This window comes from Flavobacterium hibisci, assembly GCF_020026925.1.
In the GTDB taxonomy this organism is placed as follows: domain Bacteria; phylum Bacteroidota; class Bacteroidia; order Flavobacteriales; family Flavobacteriaceae; genus Flavobacterium; species Flavobacterium hibisci.
In genome coordinates, this window is the sequence record NZ_JAIQDW010000019.1 from 52,351 (window position 1) to 68,444 (window position 16,094).

15 protein-coding genes are annotated in these 16,094 nt (G+C 34.8%); 1 reads left to right on the plus strand and 14 read right to left on the minus strand.

Going from position 1 to position 16,094, the window contains the following annotated elements; translation table 11 throughout:
- Positions 1 to 17: 17 nt before the first annotated feature.
- From K8B81_RS16970 to K8B81_RS16985, 4 genes are all read right to left on the minus strand, one after another.
- The gene (locus K8B81_RS16970) at positions 18 to 2,429 is read right to left on the minus strand and encodes a M20/M25/M40 family metallo-hydrolase (RefSeq protein WP_223682743.1); all 2,412 of its coding nucleotides are present in this window, start codon (positions 2,427 to 2,429) and stop codon (positions 18 to 20) included.
- A 9-nt stretch (positions 2,430 to 2,438) separates the two neighbouring features.
- The gene (locus tag K8B81_RS16975) at positions 2,439 to 2,786 is read right to left on the minus strand and encodes a hypothetical protein (RefSeq protein ID WP_163396300.1); all 348 of its coding nucleotides are present in this window, start codon (positions 2,784 to 2,786) and stop codon (positions 2,439 to 2,441) included.
- A 221-nt stretch (positions 2,787 to 3,007) separates the two neighbouring features.
- Positions 3,008 to 3,346 carry a GIY-YIG nuclease family protein gene (locus K8B81_RS16980; RefSeq protein ID WP_317196965.1) on the minus strand — a complete coding sequence of 113 codons (339 nt, stop codon included), beginning with the start codon at positions 3,344 to 3,346 and terminating at the stop codon, positions 3,008 to 3,010.
- Between the two features lie 159 nt (positions 3,347 to 3,505).
- Positions 3,506 to 5,035 (minus strand): bifunctional GNAT family N-acetyltransferase/carbon-nitrogen hydrolase family protein, encoded by a 1,530-nt coding sequence (locus K8B81_RS16985; RefSeq protein WP_223682744.1) that lies wholly within the window; start codon positions 5,033 to 5,035, stop codon positions 3,506 to 3,508.
- A gap of 178 nt (positions 5,036 to 5,213) precedes the next feature.
- On the opposite strand from K8B81_RS16985, the gene K8B81_RS16990 reads away from it, so the two are divergent.
- Entirely contained in the window at positions 5,214 to 5,537 is a 324-nt protein-coding gene (locus tag K8B81_RS16990; RefSeq protein ID WP_223682745.1) for a single-stranded DNA-binding protein, read from the plus strand.
- A 67-nt stretch (positions 5,538 to 5,604) separates the two neighbouring features.
- Here K8B81_RS16990 and K8B81_RS16995 read toward each other — a convergent pair whose 3' ends face one another.
- The 10 genes from K8B81_RS16995 to K8B81_RS17040 form a co-directional block, all read right to left on the minus strand.
- Positions 5,605 to 6,297 carry a DUF2461 domain-containing protein gene (locus K8B81_RS16995; protein ID WP_223682746.1) on the minus strand — a complete coding sequence of 231 codons (693 nt, stop codon included), beginning with the start codon at positions 6,295 to 6,297 and terminating at the stop codon, positions 5,605 to 5,607.
- 90 nt (positions 6,298 to 6,387) lie between these two features.
- Entirely contained in the window at positions 6,388 to 6,573 is a 186-nt protein-coding gene (locus K8B81_RS17000) for a hypothetical protein (protein ID WP_223682747.1), read from the minus strand.
- 79 nt (positions 6,574 to 6,652) lie between these two features.
- Positions 6,653 to 7,171 (minus strand): ferritin, encoded by a 519-nt coding sequence (locus tag K8B81_RS17005; RefSeq protein WP_031456669.1) that lies wholly within the window; start codon positions 7,169 to 7,171, stop codon positions 6,653 to 6,655.
- 86 nt (positions 7,172 to 7,257) lie between these two features.
- Entirely contained in the window at positions 7,258 to 8,727 is a 1,470-nt protein-coding gene (locus tag K8B81_RS17010) for a hypothetical protein (protein ID WP_223682748.1), read from the minus strand.
- A gap of 50 nt (positions 8,728 to 8,777) precedes the next feature.
- The gene (locus K8B81_RS17015; RefSeq protein WP_223682749.1) at positions 8,778 to 9,407 is read right to left on the minus strand and encodes a chloramphenicol acetyltransferase; all 630 of its coding nucleotides are present in this window, start codon (positions 9,405 to 9,407) and stop codon (positions 8,778 to 8,780) included.
- A complete protein-coding gene (locus tag K8B81_RS17020; protein WP_223682781.1) occupies positions 9,407 to 10,114 on the minus strand; it encodes an HAD family hydrolase in 708 nt (235 codons plus the stop codon). Before K8B81_RS17020 ends, K8B81_RS17015 begins: the two co-directional genes overlap by 1 nt.
- A 71-nt stretch (positions 10,115 to 10,185) precedes the next feature.
- Complete coding sequence (locus tag K8B81_RS17025; protein WP_223682750.1) at positions 10,186 to 11,067, minus strand: DMT family transporter; 882 nt, start codon at positions 11,065 to 11,067, stop codon at positions 10,186 to 10,188.
- Positions 11,068 to 11,154: 87 nt separating this feature from the next.
- Positions 11,155 to 12,576: a hypothetical protein gene (locus K8B81_RS17030; protein WP_223682751.1), complete on the minus strand. Its 1,422-nt coding sequence runs from the start codon at positions 12,574 to 12,576 to the stop codon at positions 11,155 to 11,157.
- A 134-nt stretch (positions 12,577 to 12,710) separates the two neighbouring features.
- Positions 12,711 to 14,846: a methionine--tRNA ligase gene (metG, locus tag K8B81_RS17035; protein ID WP_223682752.1), complete on the minus strand. Its 2,136-nt coding sequence runs from the start codon at positions 14,844 to 14,846 to the stop codon at positions 12,711 to 12,713.
- A 135-nt stretch (positions 14,847 to 14,981) separates the two neighbouring features.
- Positions 14,982 to 15,869, minus strand: coding sequence for a 3-keto-disaccharide hydrolase (locus K8B81_RS17040; RefSeq protein ID WP_223682753.1), 888 nt, complete (start codon positions 15,867 to 15,869; stop codon positions 14,982 to 14,984).
- Positions 15,870 to 16,094 lie beyond the last annotated feature (225 nt).

Below are 16,094 nucleotides of genomic sequence, written 5' to 3' on the forward strand. Positions count from 1 at the left end.
TTCCTTTTTAGAAATCACTATTGATTGATGACTTCTTTCTTAATTTTCATTACTGGTGGCAGACTATCTATTTTAACGGTTGCACTGTCTGTTACAGGAGCAGTTTCTATAGGTTTTACCGGTGGTGTATATCGTTTTATTTTCTGCTGAACCAAAACCGCATCATTCAGAACAAAAGGTGTTGGCATCATCCAGTTGCTTCTTGGTTTGATATTAAATAACGGATTGGTCATTAAATCGAAAGAGCTTTCAATCAGATCCATATCAAAAACAGATGATTTATTGATGATGAATTCCATAACAAGTGGTTCATTTCCTACGACATAGTAGCATAAAATTTTGCTGTCCTTTCTTTCCAAAAGGTTTCCTTTTTCTCCGGAAGCCGAAACGCCATTAGCTTTAAAATTATAAAAAGACATTTTTGGATTGGCATAAATATCGTAACGGTTGACTTTACGGTTTGGTGTAATTTTTATTTTAAGATATCTTTTGCTTCCTATTACACTGTCTCTTACAAAGGAAATAGTTGGCTTTGGAACTTCTATTTTAGGGGCAACAGCACTGTAAGTAAAAGGAGTATTGTATTTGCTGGCTATTGGAAGACCGTTCAAACCAACTGCTTTCTGATTCATATTCCCAAGATATGATTTGGTCCAGTCGTCGAGGTTAGTATCATAAGTAGTCCATACAGCAGAATTTTTGTCGGCATTATAAACGTATAATAAACTGTTTGATTTTGCTTTTCCGGGTTTATAATCTGAATTTACACCGGCATATACAAAAAAGCCGATCGACAGGATGAAGAAAAGCATCGTCCATATTCCCTTTCTTACAAAAGATCCAAATACAGGAAGCAGCAATCCGAAAAGTAAAACAGTTAGTACGGCACTTCCGTAAAGGATTTTTAAACCTAAACCAATTGGAAACATTACAATAAACGGTGTCACAATTCCCAGAGCCGGAATACTGAATAATAAATTCAGCCCAACGCTGTAATGATGCGTGAAGACAAAAATTCCAAATAAAAGAACTCCAAAATACACCGGGATAATCAGGAAGCCAGCTCCCGTTAATTGATTGGCTAAAACAATATTGATGATAATCCATAACAATAACGGCGCTACGAAATGGTTCATCGTAATTTTTTCTTCAGAGAAATGATGGTAAAAAGCAAAACAAATCGCGATGCTAAGTGTTACAAATGCCCCAATGTACGCGTGACCATTGTAAGTAAAGCCATTTAGTAAATCAGAATATTGCGGATAAATCTGCAGAATGATTTTCCATCCCAAAAAGGTTACCAGACCGGCAATGATGATGGAGCCTAACAAAGGAACAAATCCTTTAAAAATTTCCCTGAAAGAAATGAGATGTTTTACTTTTCCAACGAAAATAAAGAAAACAAGGAGTCCTAAAGCAATAACGCTCATTGGGAAAACCCATGAAAAAGGATAATTTATAAAGAATCCGAACGGAACATTAAAATAGACATTGTCTTCTGTGGAGTGAGTAGAGTTTAAATCAATATTAGAAAAGTATTTTAAAAGCGGCATCAAATAAGATCCCTGATGTGTTAATGTGGTTTTGTTTAAATGCTGAATATCGTCTTGCTGCGTGTGGTAATTGTAATGACCATCGATGAAAGCAAAATTGAAACCCTGAATGTTTCCCTGTTCCCTAAAAACGGTTAAATCGGTGTCATTTGGGAGCATTTTATAAATGCTGTACATCAGCGAGTTTGAAACCGGATACTTTGTTTTGGCATTCGAAAATTCTTTTACAAGAGCCTGGTTTCCTTTATTCGTTTCCATCAGCATATAGCTTGGGCCAGAAGAACCTCTTGCTTCAAAATTTAAGACAAGTCCAACATCTTTTGCCCAGGGGTGTTTATTGACAAATAGGGCGGCGCCATTTAAACCTAATTCTTCAGCATCAGAAAAAAGGATAATGATGTCGTTTTTATGTTTTTCGTTAGCGTATAAAAAAGCTCGAACACCTTCAAGTATTGTGGCTACTCCCGAGGCATCATCACTTGCTCCTTTAGAAAAAGAGTGCGGTGCGCTGTCATAATGCGAAAGCAACAATAAAGCTTTTGAACTATCAGTTCCTTTTATACGCGCCAGAATATTTTTGGATTTTACCAAAAGACCTTTGTCATTCAGGGTAAAACCTTCCTGAACCGAGGTTTCGAGACCAATTCTGTTTAGTTCGAGTCTAAGGTAATTGGCAACTAATTCATGATTGGTTGAGCCAACAAAATGGGGCTTTTGAGCTATAATCTGAACCTGATTTAGTGCTCGTTCAGTTGAGAATTCAGCAAGAGCTTCTTCATCTTTAGAAATATACTGAGGCATCATTGAGGCATAGATGATAGCCAGAATTCCTAAGACTCCTAAGAAAGCCAGAATTGAAGTAGGATTTTTTTTCATATTGTGGTATTAAATTTCTTTTTTTACGAGCATAAAATAATCATTGTCCAAAGACCGATATCCCTGATCGTATAGAAAATAGTAGGTGTTACCTGTTTTGGTCTGCAAGATATTGGTAAAGAAATCAAAATCAAAACCTTTATTGAGCATTTTTTCCCTGGTTGCCTTAGATTTTCCTTCTGTGTTTAATTCAGACAAAATTCGGTAATTTTTACGCAGCTTGTTGTTTACATTCCGCATAAAATTGGTACTGTCCTTGTTTATTTTATTGTTGTAGGCATTACGGCAGCTGTCTGAGCAGAATTTTTTGTCTTCCCGGCCTACAATTTTCTCAGCGCATTCGAGGCATGTTTTCATAGATCTGTCTTTATTTGTATAGACAATTTGGTTTTTATTTTAAGCGAATTATGGTTTTATATTCTTCATCAGTTCGATTTTATAAATAGCGATACCATTTTTATAAAATCGTATCCAAAACCATTATGTAAACGAGACTTCTCGATACATTTTTGGTTAATGAACTTTTGTTTTCAACTACAAACTCAAAAAGCCAAAAACACTCGAAGTGACGTTGTATCTTAGTTATCAAATCTTTTTTTAGATAAATTAACTAAAGTGTCAAAATCACCATTAATCAAGGCTTCCTTTTTCATCCTTGACCATTTTTTAATTTGTTTTTCTTTTTCAATTGCTAAATTAATATCTGTAAACTCGCAATAAAAAACTAATTCTATTGGTCTTCTATTTATCGTATAGCAATCCGGATAATGCCCAACCTGATGTTCATAAACTCTTTTTGTAATATTTGAAGTTACTCCTGTATAATAACTTCCATCAGAACATTTAATATATAAACATAAGATTGTTTCATTTTTATCTTTACTTTTTATTCTATTCGTCAGTTTGAGTAATTTTATTAAATAGCGATAATATTTTTATAAAATTGTATCGAGAACCATTATGTAAACGAGACTTCTCGATACATTTTTGGTTAATGAACTTTTGTTTTCAACTACAAACTCAAAAAGCCAAAAACACTCGAAGTGACGTCTCTTACTTATTAAATCTTTTTTCCATCAAGGATTTATCTTCCTGACTTCATACAAATCTGTCCTCCTGTCTTTCAGCGTGTGCACACTTCCATGCTCATGTAGTTCTTTCAGTAAATTCAGATCAACATCAACGATCAGCGTCATTTCAGTGTTTGGAGTGGCTTCGGCTTTAATACCGTTGCTCGGAAAAGCAAAATCCGAAGGTGTAAATACTGCTGCCTGCGCATATTGGATATCCATATTATTTACTTTTGGAAGATTCCCTACACAGCCTGCAATCGCCACATAACATTCATTTTCAATGGCACGTGCCTGCGAACAATGTTTTACACGCGTGTAACCATTTTGTGTATCGGTCAAAAAAGGAACAAAAAGGATATTCATGCCTTCATCTGCGAGTAATCTTGGAAGTTCAGGGAATTCGACATCGTAACAAATCAGGATTCCTATTTTTCCGCAATCGGTATCAAAGGTTTTAAATTGGGATCCGCCTTTCATTCCCCAGTGAACCACTTCGTTTGGCGTGATGTGAATTTTGGTATACATTTCAGAAGTTCCGTCCCTTTTGCATAAAAAACCAACATTATACAAATTGCCATTTTCTAAATATGGCATACTACCAGTAATGATATTGATGTTGTATGAAATAGCCAATTCCTGAAAACGCTTTCTGATCGGGTCAGAATAGCGGGCAAGTTCCCGAATGGCTTCTGCTTCTGATAAATGGTTGTAATCGGCCATCAGAGGCGCAATAAAAAGTTCAGGAAATAACGCAAAATCAGATCCGTAGCCCGAAACGACATCAATAAAAAATTCTGACTGTTCGAAAAACTCTTCCAGATTATTCAATTGACGCATTTGCCATTGTACAAGACCCAGGCGGATAACGCTTTTTTCGAGATTAATCAGTTTTGGACTTTCGTCATAATAGACGTTGTTCCATTCGAGAAGCACAGCAAATTCTTTTGATTCTTCGTCTCCTTCCAGATAATTTTTGATAATCCGCAAAACATGAAAGTCATTGCTCAGCTGGAATGAAAGCACCGGATCGTGTAATTCTTTGTGTTTTACTTTGTCGATATAATTTTTCGGCGTCATTTTTTTGGAATGCTGCGCATAATTCGGAATTCTTCCTGCAAAAACAATGGCTTTTAGATTCAATTGCTCGCACAATTCTTTTCGGGCGTCGTACAAACGTCTGCCCAATCGTAATCCTCGGAAATTAGGATGAATAAAAACATCAATTCCATATAAAATTTCCCCATCCGGATTATGGGTAGAAAAGGTATAATCTCCAACAATCTGCCTGTAATTGTGCCTTTTGTCTACTAATTTTTCATCAACAATAAGGGATAATGCAGAGCCAACCACTTTGCCATCTACTAAAATTACCAGTTGCCCTTCTGGAAATATAGAAAGCAATCTTTCAATATCATTTGCTCTCCAATAAGAATTGGCCATATCCGGATAAGATTCAACCATAGAGTTTTTGAGTTCTTTATAATCTTCAAATTTTAAATTTCGTAATTCTACTTTGTTGATTTTTGTCTGCATTTTGTATGATTTATCTCAAATATACTAAATTAATTTCCATTTACAAACGGTTACAAACAGTTACAACCGAAAGTAAATAGTTGATAACCGACTAATTTTTGAGACTCGCCACATCTTTGCATCGTTGAATTTGACGAACGATTCAATTTATATAAACCTTTAAAAAATAGTATACGCCATGAAAAACAAAGTACAATTAATCGGTAACGTAGGTAATGACCCTGAAATCAAAACATTAGACAGCGGAAGAAAATTAGCACATCTAAGTATTGCCACCAACGAGAAATACACTAATGATAAAGGTGAAAAAGTGGAGCAAACCGAATGGCATCGTGTTACTGCCTGGGGCAAAACCGCCGAAATTATCGAAAAATATGTAGTAAAAGGAAAAGAAGTCGCCGTTGAAGGAAAACTGACACACAGAAGCTATGACGATAAAAACGGAGAGAAACGTTATGTTACAGAAATTGTGGTAAACGAAATCTTGCTGCTCAGCAGATAAGATTTCAATTGTTGATTAAACCCGACAGGCTTTAAAAACCTGTCGGGTTTTATTTTGAAAACAAATTTTACAATATCGAAGCCCCATTTATATCAGTTGTCAGTACTTCGCTCATATAATCAAAAAATGGTCTCATGTTTTTGAATGTGTCTAAAGCCTGTTCTAAGAAAAGTGCGTTCAAGACTTCTTCATCTGTAAAACGTTTGATTACCAAAAATTGTTTGAAACGAAGGAGGTCAATTGCGGGATGATCTACACCAAAGCCTGCTGGTTTTGTTTTGAGTTGCTCTCCTTGTAAAGTTCCAAAATTACTGATGAAAGATTTTGAATTTAAAATTTTCCGAAACGTTTCCGGATCCTGGGCAAATTCAGTTCTAATCCTCTTTAGATCTGCCGCATTAGGTCCCCAAAAACCACCTGCAAAAAAGCTGTTTCCTTTTTCAAGATGAAAATAATAACCGCCTCGTCTTGCTGCTGTTGCACGTGTATAGCTGCCTCCCCAAAATGTTTTAAAAGGCGTTTTGTCTTTAGAAAAACGAATGTCACGATAAATTCGGTACACACTTTTTTTACCAGATTTGGTTTCCAGAACATCTGTTTTGGAAAGTTGCTGAAGCAAAGCATCTGCAAAAGCTTCAATATGGCTTAATTCGATTAGATATTCCTGTTTATGTGCTTCAAACCAGTGTTTGTTATTGTTTTCTTTAAGCAGCTGTAAAAAATCAAGAGCAGATTGTGGAATTATGATTTGGTTTTTCATATAAATTTTAGTGTCTTTTAAAATCAGAAACGAACCGCAATTTAAACTAAAAAACCCACCAAAGAAATCTGGTGGGTTTTATATGTATTGTTAAGCAGTCTTTTTTAATAAATCAAACATAGGACAGCGTGAGCAACGTTTCTTTTCACTTTTTTTATATTTCTCACAGCAAGAAGATTTACAGTTTTCAACCTTCTTAAGTTTATCAAGGATGTCTTTATTCTTTTTTTTCTTTTTATCCTTTTTTTTGTCCTTGTCTTTTTCTTTCTTGCTCAATTTTCCTCTGTATTAAAAACAGTGACAAATATAAACAGAAAATATTATTTTTATATATTCTAAATAAACTTTAACGTTTTTATTTTGGATTAATAGCAATTGAACTTGTAACAGTTAACTGCTGAATATCACGGTCAAACAAGTAAAGTCCGCCTTTATCTTCGCCAATTAAGTTGATTTTGTCCAAAATAGATTTAGCTGTCGCTTCTTCTTCTATTTGTTCGGAAACATACCATTGTAAAAAATTGTGTGTAGCATAATCTTTCTCTTCAAAAGTAATGTGTACCAATTCGTTAATCGATTGTGAAACAAAAAGTTCGTGATTGTAAAGCTCCTCAAACATCTCTTTAAAGGTGGAATAGGAAATTCTCGGTGCTTTTAGATCTGTAATCTGAGCGTGTCCGCCACGTTCGTTTACATATTTTACGAGTTTAAGCATATGTGCACGCTCTTCATCAGACTGGGTGTACATAAACTGGGCGATTCCTTCTAATCCGTGTACTTCGGCCCAGCAAGCCATTGACAGGTACGTTTGTGAAGATTCTGCTTCTATTCGGATTTGCTTATTTAAAGCCGTTTCAATATTTTTTGATAACATAATGTGTGTCTTTTTTGTAAAATTAACGAAAATAATTCAAAACCATTTTTTGGGAGGTCCAAAACTAAGAACATTTCGATTAATCCTTAGAATTTAAGATCCTCAAACTGGTAAGGTTTTGAAAGAGAGGCCCTGTTGATGATCGGATTTCTTTCTTCATAATAAAACCCATCTGTGAATTTACGCATAATGTATTGTTTTGAAACCACATCATAATAACCTAAAATGTAATACTCTTTTAGTTTAAGAATATTTTGCAGCGAAATATTTTTATTGGTACTTAAATAATAAAAAACATTATCAATAGCCAAAGGTTCTGATTGTTTGCTGTTTACAAATTCTAAATCCTGATTTAGCATCGCGTCAAAATAAGCCATTTTGCTTTGATACTCCGAATATCCCCCATATCCATTATCAAAAAAATCTGCCAATAAGTTGCCTTGTATGTAATCGTAACCTGAAATCTGATATTCTGCAAATCCACCAAAAGACACGGACGTGTTTTTATGGTTTTTAAAAACTGTTATTCCTGCGTTTAGTGTAGAAAGCTGTTTTAAAAATTTCTCGGTCGTTTTTATTTCCTGAGGCTTTTTATCGTTTATCTGTAGAAAGAAAGGCGAATTTTTAAAACGGATTGAGTCTTTTTTTGAAACAGAGATACTTTTTAACGTTTTTTCTGAATCAAAATCTTTGATGTTGAATAAAAATTCCTCTTTAGAAGTTTTGATTTGAAGGATTTTATTTTCGTAAATGAAAGAATTAGAGGATCTGGATTCCTTGTCAGATACGGGCTGAATAAAGTTTTTCTCGGTAATATTTGTAGTGGTCAGGTCAAGATCTAAAACCTGGGTCTTTTTCAGGCTGTAATCAAAACTCAAAAAGATATGACCCTCTGAGATATACATTTTGGTTTTATGAACTGTTTTGTCTAAAGTATTAAAACTATCAGGATCCATTTTTTCAATAGGATAATATCGGATAACGGTATTGAAAGCCAAATTTTGTCCTTTATCATTCTGAAACAGTATTCCGGATAGATCGAACATTTTTACTTCAGCTTTTCCGTTATTAAACTCATAAAGTAGCAGATGCTGTTGATTTGTTTCCTTACACAGCATATAAAACATATTGTTTTTTTGAAAAGTGGTTATAATGTATTCAGTAGTTGGAGGCAAATCAAAATTTAAAGCCTTTGAAGTTTTGGTTTCAGGAAAATATTTAATGATTCTGATGTTTCTTAAATTATCGGTTGCCCAGTAAAGCAGCGGATTTCCGTCATCGCTGATACTATGCCCTATTAAAGATCTGTTTTCTGCCATTTTTATAGAATCGGTAAATTGATATTTTAAAAACAGCGATTTATTGTACTTTAAGATATTAATGAATTTATCATCGGCCGCAAAAACATAAATATCATTTGTTTTTACATCTTCAACGTTCAGGATCTGACCATTTTCTAAAGGTCTGCTTAAATTTAAGGCAAAAGAATTTAATACCGTCTGACTTAGCAGGACAGCATTATAAAACAAACACAAAAGGAGTAACAGTTTTTTCATATGTTTCTGCGGTCAAAAATCATTCCAAATATTTGTTTATCAGTTTGTTGTTATTTATTCATTACTTCCTGAAAAAGATCAACAAAATGACCTACATGCAAGCCGTCCATTAATCCGTGGTGAACATGTACAGACATTGTCATGGTTTTTTTTCCGGTTGATGAAGTCATCATTTTTCCAAAAGAAATTTTAGGGCAGCTGTCTGGATAAGAATAACTTCGTGCGTGCGAAATCGAAGTAAAATTTAACCATGGAATTGCCGAAAAGTGAATCAAATTATCATCATCAAATGATCTTGTAAAAAGTCCCGTTGTATTTTGGATCCGATTAATTTCTGCATGAGCATTCTTTTCAAAAATCCTATAATCAGGATTATACTCAATTAATGAAAACCCGAAAGTCTCATCTTTACGGCCAATAGTAGCCGATGCATCTATACGATCATTAATGTAAATCTGATTTTCAGCAATTCGGTATTTAAAATTTTCAACCGAATTTACCGCTGCCAGGGTTTTATGCAGGTAAAAGATAAAAAAAGAAGTTTTTAGGTCTTTAGCGGTTTGATAAGCTTTTGTACAATCAATTTCGACAGTAACGCCAAAAAAAGGTTCTTCCATTTTACTGAAATGTTCAAAATGCTCTTTTCTATTCCAGTTTTCTAAATCTAAAAGGGTTTTCATTATACTAAATTAGGAACAACTTCAGTTATTTTTTCGAATGAGCTAAAATGCTCGTGTTCTACCTTGTGATTGATTTTTTCATGTTCCCAGGTGGTATGAAACGGAATATGAACGGCATATCCGCCAATTCCTAAAACCGGTAATACATCTGATTTTAATGAATTTCCAATCATCAAAAATTCATGTGCCTGAATGTCCAGACGCCCTAGCAATTTTTGATAATCAATTTCCTGTTTATCTGACATCACTTCGATATGGTGAAAATAATGTCCAAGACCTGAACGATGCAATTTGCTGTGCTGGTCTTTTAAATCGCCTTTTGTAGCTACGACCAGTTTGTATTTACCGTGTAAAGCCTGCAATGTTTCTTCGATTCCGTCTAAAAGTTCGATAGGTTTTTCCAGCAGTTCTTTTCCGTATTGGATGATTTTTTCAATGACTTCAACCGGAATGGTATTGTTTGAAATTTTCATTGCTGCTTCAATCATCGATAAAATATACCCTTTGATTCCGTATCCGTACAAAGGCAAATTATCGATTTCAATTTTAAACAATTCCTGCGAGATTCCCTGATGCGAAAGATAATCTTCCATCAGGGCGCAAAATTTATGTTCTGTTTCCTGGAAGTAAGGTTCGTTAACAAATAAAGTATCATCGGCATCAAATGCGATTACTTTTAAATTGGGTATTTTATTTCTATGTAACATGGTATATTTTGTTTCACGTTTGAAGTTTTCTTTGTTTGAAGTTTCTGATAATAAAATCAAAATCTGCAATTTTAAGAAAACAGTTTCTTTAATGTAATTGTCTTATCGTAAAAAGTAATCCGGATTCCAAAAAGTAATATGATTCCACCTAAAACCATTTGTAAAGTTATTTTTTCTTCCAAAAACAACCAAGCTAATAGGGAAGTAATTACTGCCTGACTTAACAAACTAAGCGAAACTCTCGTAGCACGCATATGCTGTGTCGCATAACTAACCGAAAGCCACGCACACAACTGGCAGATTACAGCCTGTAATACTAACACAAACCAGCCTGTATCTGAAAATCCTGTAAAAGGCTCATTTAAGACATAACACAAAATTCCCAAATAAATACTTGAAGCTATTAAACTGATTGTCATGAAAGTTAAAACATCAATCTCAGAAAGTACATTTTTGCTGACCAGAAGATAAATTGAATATAAGATCCCGGATAAAACAGCAAACAGAAAAGCCTGATTGAAATTCAATTCCACGAAAAATTCAAAGCCAACCAAAGTCACCATTCCGAATAAAGAAACGACAGTTCCAATCCAAAAGTTGGTCGCAGGTTTTGATTTGAGGAACAAAAAAGAACCAACACCAACCCAGACCGGAGACAAATTTGTCAATAAAGATGCCTGAGTAGCACTCGAATCCTGAATAGAAATATTCCAAACCGCAACATCTGAGGCGAACAAAATTCCGCAAAGCCCTGCTAAAAAGATGAATTTTAACGTTGGCAGTTTAAAGTTTTTACTTAAAAGGACATAAGGCAAAAGCAATGTAACTGCAAAAAACATCCGGTAAAAAGCAGAGATTAATCCGGGAGTTAATTTCAGTTTTACCAGTATCGGAAAAATAGAAATGCAGAGAATGCCGCAGATTAAAGCCAATCTTGGTTTTGTAAGTTTCATATTGTTTTATTAGTCGAAATGCAAAATTAGTATTTTGAAAGTTTTATCAGAAAAAAACTCCCGAGTTGCTAAATCGGGAGTTCTTGGTTAATCTTCAAATTTTCTAAAGATGTATTCTTTTGTTTTACTATCATAATATCCCAGATAATAAGCATCTAATTTGAATAAAATCTGTGATGAAATAGTGCTGTTTTTATCAAAAAAAGTAGTGATTTTATCAGATGCCAATGGCAGTAATTTTCCTTTGATACGATTTCCTGTGCTATCAAACAATCCTTCGGTTTTAACTACTCTTCTGTTAGAACTGGATGTAAAATCTTCCATTGATGTACTAAATACAATATCTTCAGTAAGTCCAAATTCGTTTATTGTAGTCAGGTCGGCTGATTGTTTTAACTCCGATACACCTCCAAAAGTGATAAATGTATTTTCACCAGTCTTATAACAGGAAAGACCCAAAGATAAACTGTTTACCTTCAAAATAAACAGCGGACTGCTTGCCAAAGTTCTTTTGCCTCTCAAGCTGCCTCCCTGTTCAAAAAATTCAGAATTTTTAAACCCAATTGGTTTTGTTGAATTGGCAAAATATTCTTTTAAAATGTTGTCCTCTAAATCTTTTATAGTAAAATAAATAATGCCTGATGAGGTTTTTAGCTGATATAATTTATTATCAAAATAAAAGGAATTTGAATTTAAAAATTTTCTATCGCCAACTAAATGTTGCTTTTTTATCATCTTTTCGGTAGCAGTAAAACTTTGTAAGTCAATTAGAATCACTTGGGTAAAATCGATGTTGGTGTCAATAGTGATTACAAGTTGCTTATCTTTCAAATAGCATTTTCTTTTTTTGGCAGCATCTATTAATGATGTTTGATTTTCAACAGTAATATTTTGTAAAGAGAAAGGCGCCTCAAAAGGCAGCAAACTTTCGGAAAAAGCCGTATATAAATCTGATTTTTTATAGTCTAATGTAAAAAAGTGAAACCCTTCTGTGGTAATCGTTTTTTCGGTATAATTGCCGTCGCTGTTAAAAACATAGAGTTTGAAGATATCGCTGTCTTCTACAACTGTCAGGATGTAAAAGTTTTCGTCCTGACTGAATTTTTGTATAACTTTTTGGTTTTTTAAAACCAGTTTACATTCTTTGAGGAGACTTTCTCGACTATTAGGATTCAACACTTGGGAAAAAATGGTTTCATAATTATTAGATGACCAGAATAATCTTGTATTGCCATTACTACTATTATAACCAATTATATTAGTGTATGTTTTAGGATTCGGTCTTTTAGATGTGATGCTGTCTGTAATTTGCATCTTTTCATTCAGGTAGATAGCTTTTATTTTTACTGAGTCCCTCACAAACAATGTAACTGCATTTTTTTTGGGATCAGCAATTTGAAAAACAGTACTACTTTTTTTCAATTCCAGAGGTATCGAATTTATAATTTCCTGTGCGAAAGCCGATATATTTATGAGAAGTAAAAAGCTTAAACAAATTGTTTTTTTCATGATTTGTTTTTTTTAGTTTATTAATTTGCGAATACTATATTTTTTTAGATATAATAAGTTCAGACCTTTAAAATGAAAAGCGTGAATCAATTAGGTCTAACTGATTCACGCCATTTTATTTTATTTATAAAACGCTAGTTTACAGTCGATCCGTTTGGAGCATCAGCATCCGGATTTACAAATACCAGTTTTCCTTCTGCATTCGTTGTCATCAGGATCATTCCCTGGCTTTCAACACCACGCAATGCTCTTGGAGCAAGGTTTGCTAATACAGAAACACGTTTTCCGATGATTTCTTCCGGAGAAAAACTCTCTGCAATTCCTGAAACAATTGTACGAACATCGATTCCTGTATCTACTTTTAGCACTAAAAGTTTATTGGCTTTTGGCATTTTTTCCGCTTCAAGAATAGTTCCGATACGGATATCCATTTTGGCAAAATCCTCAAACTGAATTAAATCTTTTTGTGTTTCAGCTTGTTTGTTTTCAGCAAGATTAGCGGTTTTTGTAGCTTCCAATTTATCTATTTGTTTTTGTATTTCTTCGTCTTCGATTTTTGCGAAAAGCAATTCCGCTTCTCCAATTTTGTGTCCTGCTGGCAATAAATCGGAATGTTTTGAGATATCATTCCAGTTTAAAACCTTATCGAGAATAATATCTTTAGCATCAGGATGGTTTTCTTTTAGGAATTTACTGAAACCTTCAAAATGCTCTTTCAGGTCACTCAATTTCAGAATTCCTGAAAGTTTAGCAGCTGTAAAAGGTAAAAACGGTTCAGCCAAAACGCTCAAAGCAGCTGCAATCTGTAACGCCACATACATTTGGGTTTTTACACGCTCCGGATTATCTTTCATTACTTTCCATGGCTCTTCATCAGCAAGATATTTGTTTCCTAAACGGGCCACATTCATCAATTCGCCTAAAGCTTCACGGAATCTGTAACGTTCCAGTGAACTTGCAATTACTGCCGGATATGCTTTAAGTTCGTTTAAAGTTGTTTCGTCAATTTCTGTAAATTCATTTGGCGTTGGAATAACACCTTCGTAATATTTGTTGGTTAAAACGACAACACGATTAATGAAGTTTCCAAAAATGGCAACTAATTCATTGTTGTTTCTCGCCTGAAAATCCTTCCATGTAAAATCATTATCTTTTGTTTCAGGAGCGTTTGATGTTAAGGCATAACGCAAAACATCCTGTTTGTCCGGGAACTCTTCAAGATATTCGTGCAACCAAACCGCCCAGTTTTTAGAAGTCGAAAGTTTATTTCCTTCCAGATTCAAAAACTCATTAGCCGGAACGTTGTCTGGTAAAATATAGCTTCCTTCTGCTTTAAGCATTGCCGGGAAAATAACACAGTGAAATACGATATTGTCTTTTCCGATAAAATGAACCAGTTTGGTATCCTGATCTTTCCAATAAGGTTCCCAGTCTTTTCCTTCACGAGCTGCCCATTCTTTTGTAGAAGAAATGTAACCAATTGGCGCATCAAACCAAACATATAATTTTTTGCCTTCGGCACCTTCAACGGGAACATCGATTCCCCAGTCCAGGTCACGTGTTACGGCGCGAGGCTCTAATCCACCGTCAATCCAGGATTTTACTTGCCCGTACACATTGGTTTTCCAGTCTTTTTCGTGTCCTTTTAAAATCCATTCACGTAAGAAAGCATCGTAACGATCCAAAGGTAAAAACCAGTGTTTAGTTGATTTCAAAACGGGAGTTTCTCCGGTAATAGTCGATTTTGGGTTGATCAGATCGGTTGCATTCAAAGTCGATCCGCATTTTTCACACTGATCGCCGTAAGCTTCCGGATTGTCACATTTCGGACAAGTACCTACTACAAAACGATCCGCTAAAAACTGATCTGCTTTCGCATCGTACAATTGTTCTGTTACTTCTTCAATAAAATCACCGTTATCATACAAAGTCCTAAAGAATTCCTGAGCCGTATCATGATGGATTTTAGCCGAAGTTCTGGAATAATTATCAAATGAAATTCCGAAATCAGCAAACGATTTGCGTATGATTCCGTCATATTTATCAATAACTTCCTGTGGCGTAACTCCTTCTTTCTTGGCTTTCATCGAAATCGCAACACCGTGTTCGTCGCTTCCGCAAATAAACGCAACATCTTTTCCCTGCAGGCGAAGGTATCTCGAATAAATATCTGCAGGCACGTAAACCCCCGCCAAATGCCCAATATGGATTGGTCCGTTGGTATAAGGCAATGCTGCTGTAATAGTATATCTTTTTGGATTCTGTATCATGATTCTATTTTATTGAGTGCAAAAATAAGCAATAGAATTATTATTTGAAGCTATTTCCCGCTATCCGTTGCAATCTTTTGCTTTTTAAAGGAAAAAGCAAAAGGATTTTCACTGCTATCGGGGCTAAGAAATAATCTATTTGAAGTAATTTTCAAACTCAGCAGGCATTTTGTTTATTGGTTTAATTTTGATGTTTTTATAGTAAACTTCACAGGCTTCGCTTTGCAATTGTATTTTTCCTTCGGTTAAAGGCATAAATTTTTCACCATCAAAATAACGGGAATTTTGCAAAACCATGACTACTTTGCCATTAATGATATGAAGACTTTTACCTTCAAAACAAACCAGTTCTATTTCTGTCCAGTCGTTATTGGGCGTTTCAGCTCTCATTTTTCGCATGCAAAACCCCGTATTTTCAGTATGTGTTCCAAACGGAATAAATGGCTGACCTTCATCGGCTACGGCATTCATTGATCCTTCCGGAATATACGCTCTGATATCAATTGCCGAATTAGCGATGTTCCAGTAATCGCCAAAATGACCTTCCATTATTTGGAACTCCTGCGATAACATCCAGGCACGCCAGTAATCTACGCCCGCTTTGCCCTGCGAATGATACAGCACGCCTGCATCCATAAGTTTTTCGGTTCTGGGCTCCCATTTTTTATTTCCAAATCTAACTTTCAGCTTCAGACGATAGTTTTTGAAGTTTTCTTTTGTAAAGACACAGCCATAATATTCCCCGGTAACTTTAAGGACAGGTTCTTTGTTTTCCTGAATTACCGTAAACATATTGTTGACATTTTTATTGTAGCCAATAGGCGGTATTTCTTTTCCATTGGCATCTGTTGGGACTTTGCCTGAATATCCGTTTTTGTGTTTGTAACTGAGATACATATCCCATTTGCTGAGGTTATTGTCCAGTAAATTGATCCAGCCCTCTTCGAATGAGTTTGTTTCGGTAGTGGCAGAGGTCAGGCTAAAAAGAAAGGCAAATGCGATTAGAATAGCATATTTTTTCATAAGTGGTTTGATAGTTTAGATAAATGATTTCTCAAATCTACAAAATAATGTTTCAAAGCTGTGGTGTTATGCATTCAAAATCGGATACCATCGCTACAATTTAGCCTGATTATCAGTAATATTTGTTTAGTCGAAATTGAAAGTATAGTTTAAATAGAACCAGTTTAAACTGATCTTAGAAGTAAAATCTTCAGGAAATATTTTGCAATCTTTGCCATCCAAAAA

Bases quoted from the DNA above. Each gene is read 5' to 3' on its own strand.
- K8B81_RS16970 (WP_223682743.1), bottom strand. From the start codon at position 2,429: ATGAAAAAAAATCCTACTTCAATTCTGGCTTTCTTAGGAGTCTTAGGA.
- K8B81_RS16975 (WP_163396300.1), bottom strand. From the start codon at position 2,786: ATGAAAACATGCCTCGAATGCGCTGAGAAAATTGTAGGCCGGGAAGAC.
- K8B81_RS16985 (WP_223682744.1), bottom strand. From the start codon at position 5,035: ATGCAGACAAAAATCAACAAAGTAGAATTACGAAATTTAAAATTTGAA.
- K8B81_RS16990 (WP_223682745.1), top strand. From the start codon at position 5,214: ATGAAAAACAAAGTACAATTAATCGGTAACGTAGGTAATGACCCTGAA.
- K8B81_RS16995 (WP_223682746.1), bottom strand. From the start codon at position 6,297: ATGAAAAACCAAATCATAATTCCACAATCTGCTCTTGATTTTTTACAG.
- K8B81_RS17005 (WP_031456669.1), bottom strand. From the start codon at position 7,171: ATGTTATCAAAAAATATTGAAACGGCTTTAAATAAGCAAATCCGAATA.
- K8B81_RS17010 (WP_223682748.1), bottom strand. From the start codon at position 8,727: ATGAAAAAACTGTTACTCCTTTTGTGTTTGTTTTATAATGCTGTCCTG.
- K8B81_RS17015 (WP_223682749.1), bottom strand. From the start codon at position 9,407: ATGAAAACCCTTTTAGATTTAGAAAACTGGAATAGAAAAGAGCATTTT.
- K8B81_RS17020 (WP_223682781.1), bottom strand. From the start codon at position 10,114: ATGTTACATAGAAATAAAATACCCAATTTAAAAGTAATCGCATTTGAT.
- K8B81_RS17025 (WP_223682750.1), bottom strand. From the start codon at position 11,067: ATGAAACTTACAAAACCAAGATTGGCTTTAATCTGCGGCATTCTCTGC.
- K8B81_RS17030 (WP_223682751.1), bottom strand. From the start codon at position 12,576: ATGAAAAAAACAATTTGTTTAAGCTTTTTACTTCTCATAAATATATCG.
- metG (WP_223682752.1), bottom strand. From the start codon at position 14,846: ATGATACAGAATCCAAAAAGATATACTATTACAGCAGCATTGCCTTAT.
- K8B81_RS17040 (WP_223682753.1), bottom strand. From the start codon at position 15,869: ATGAAAAAATATGCTATTCTAATCGCATTTGCCTTTCTTTTTAGCCTG.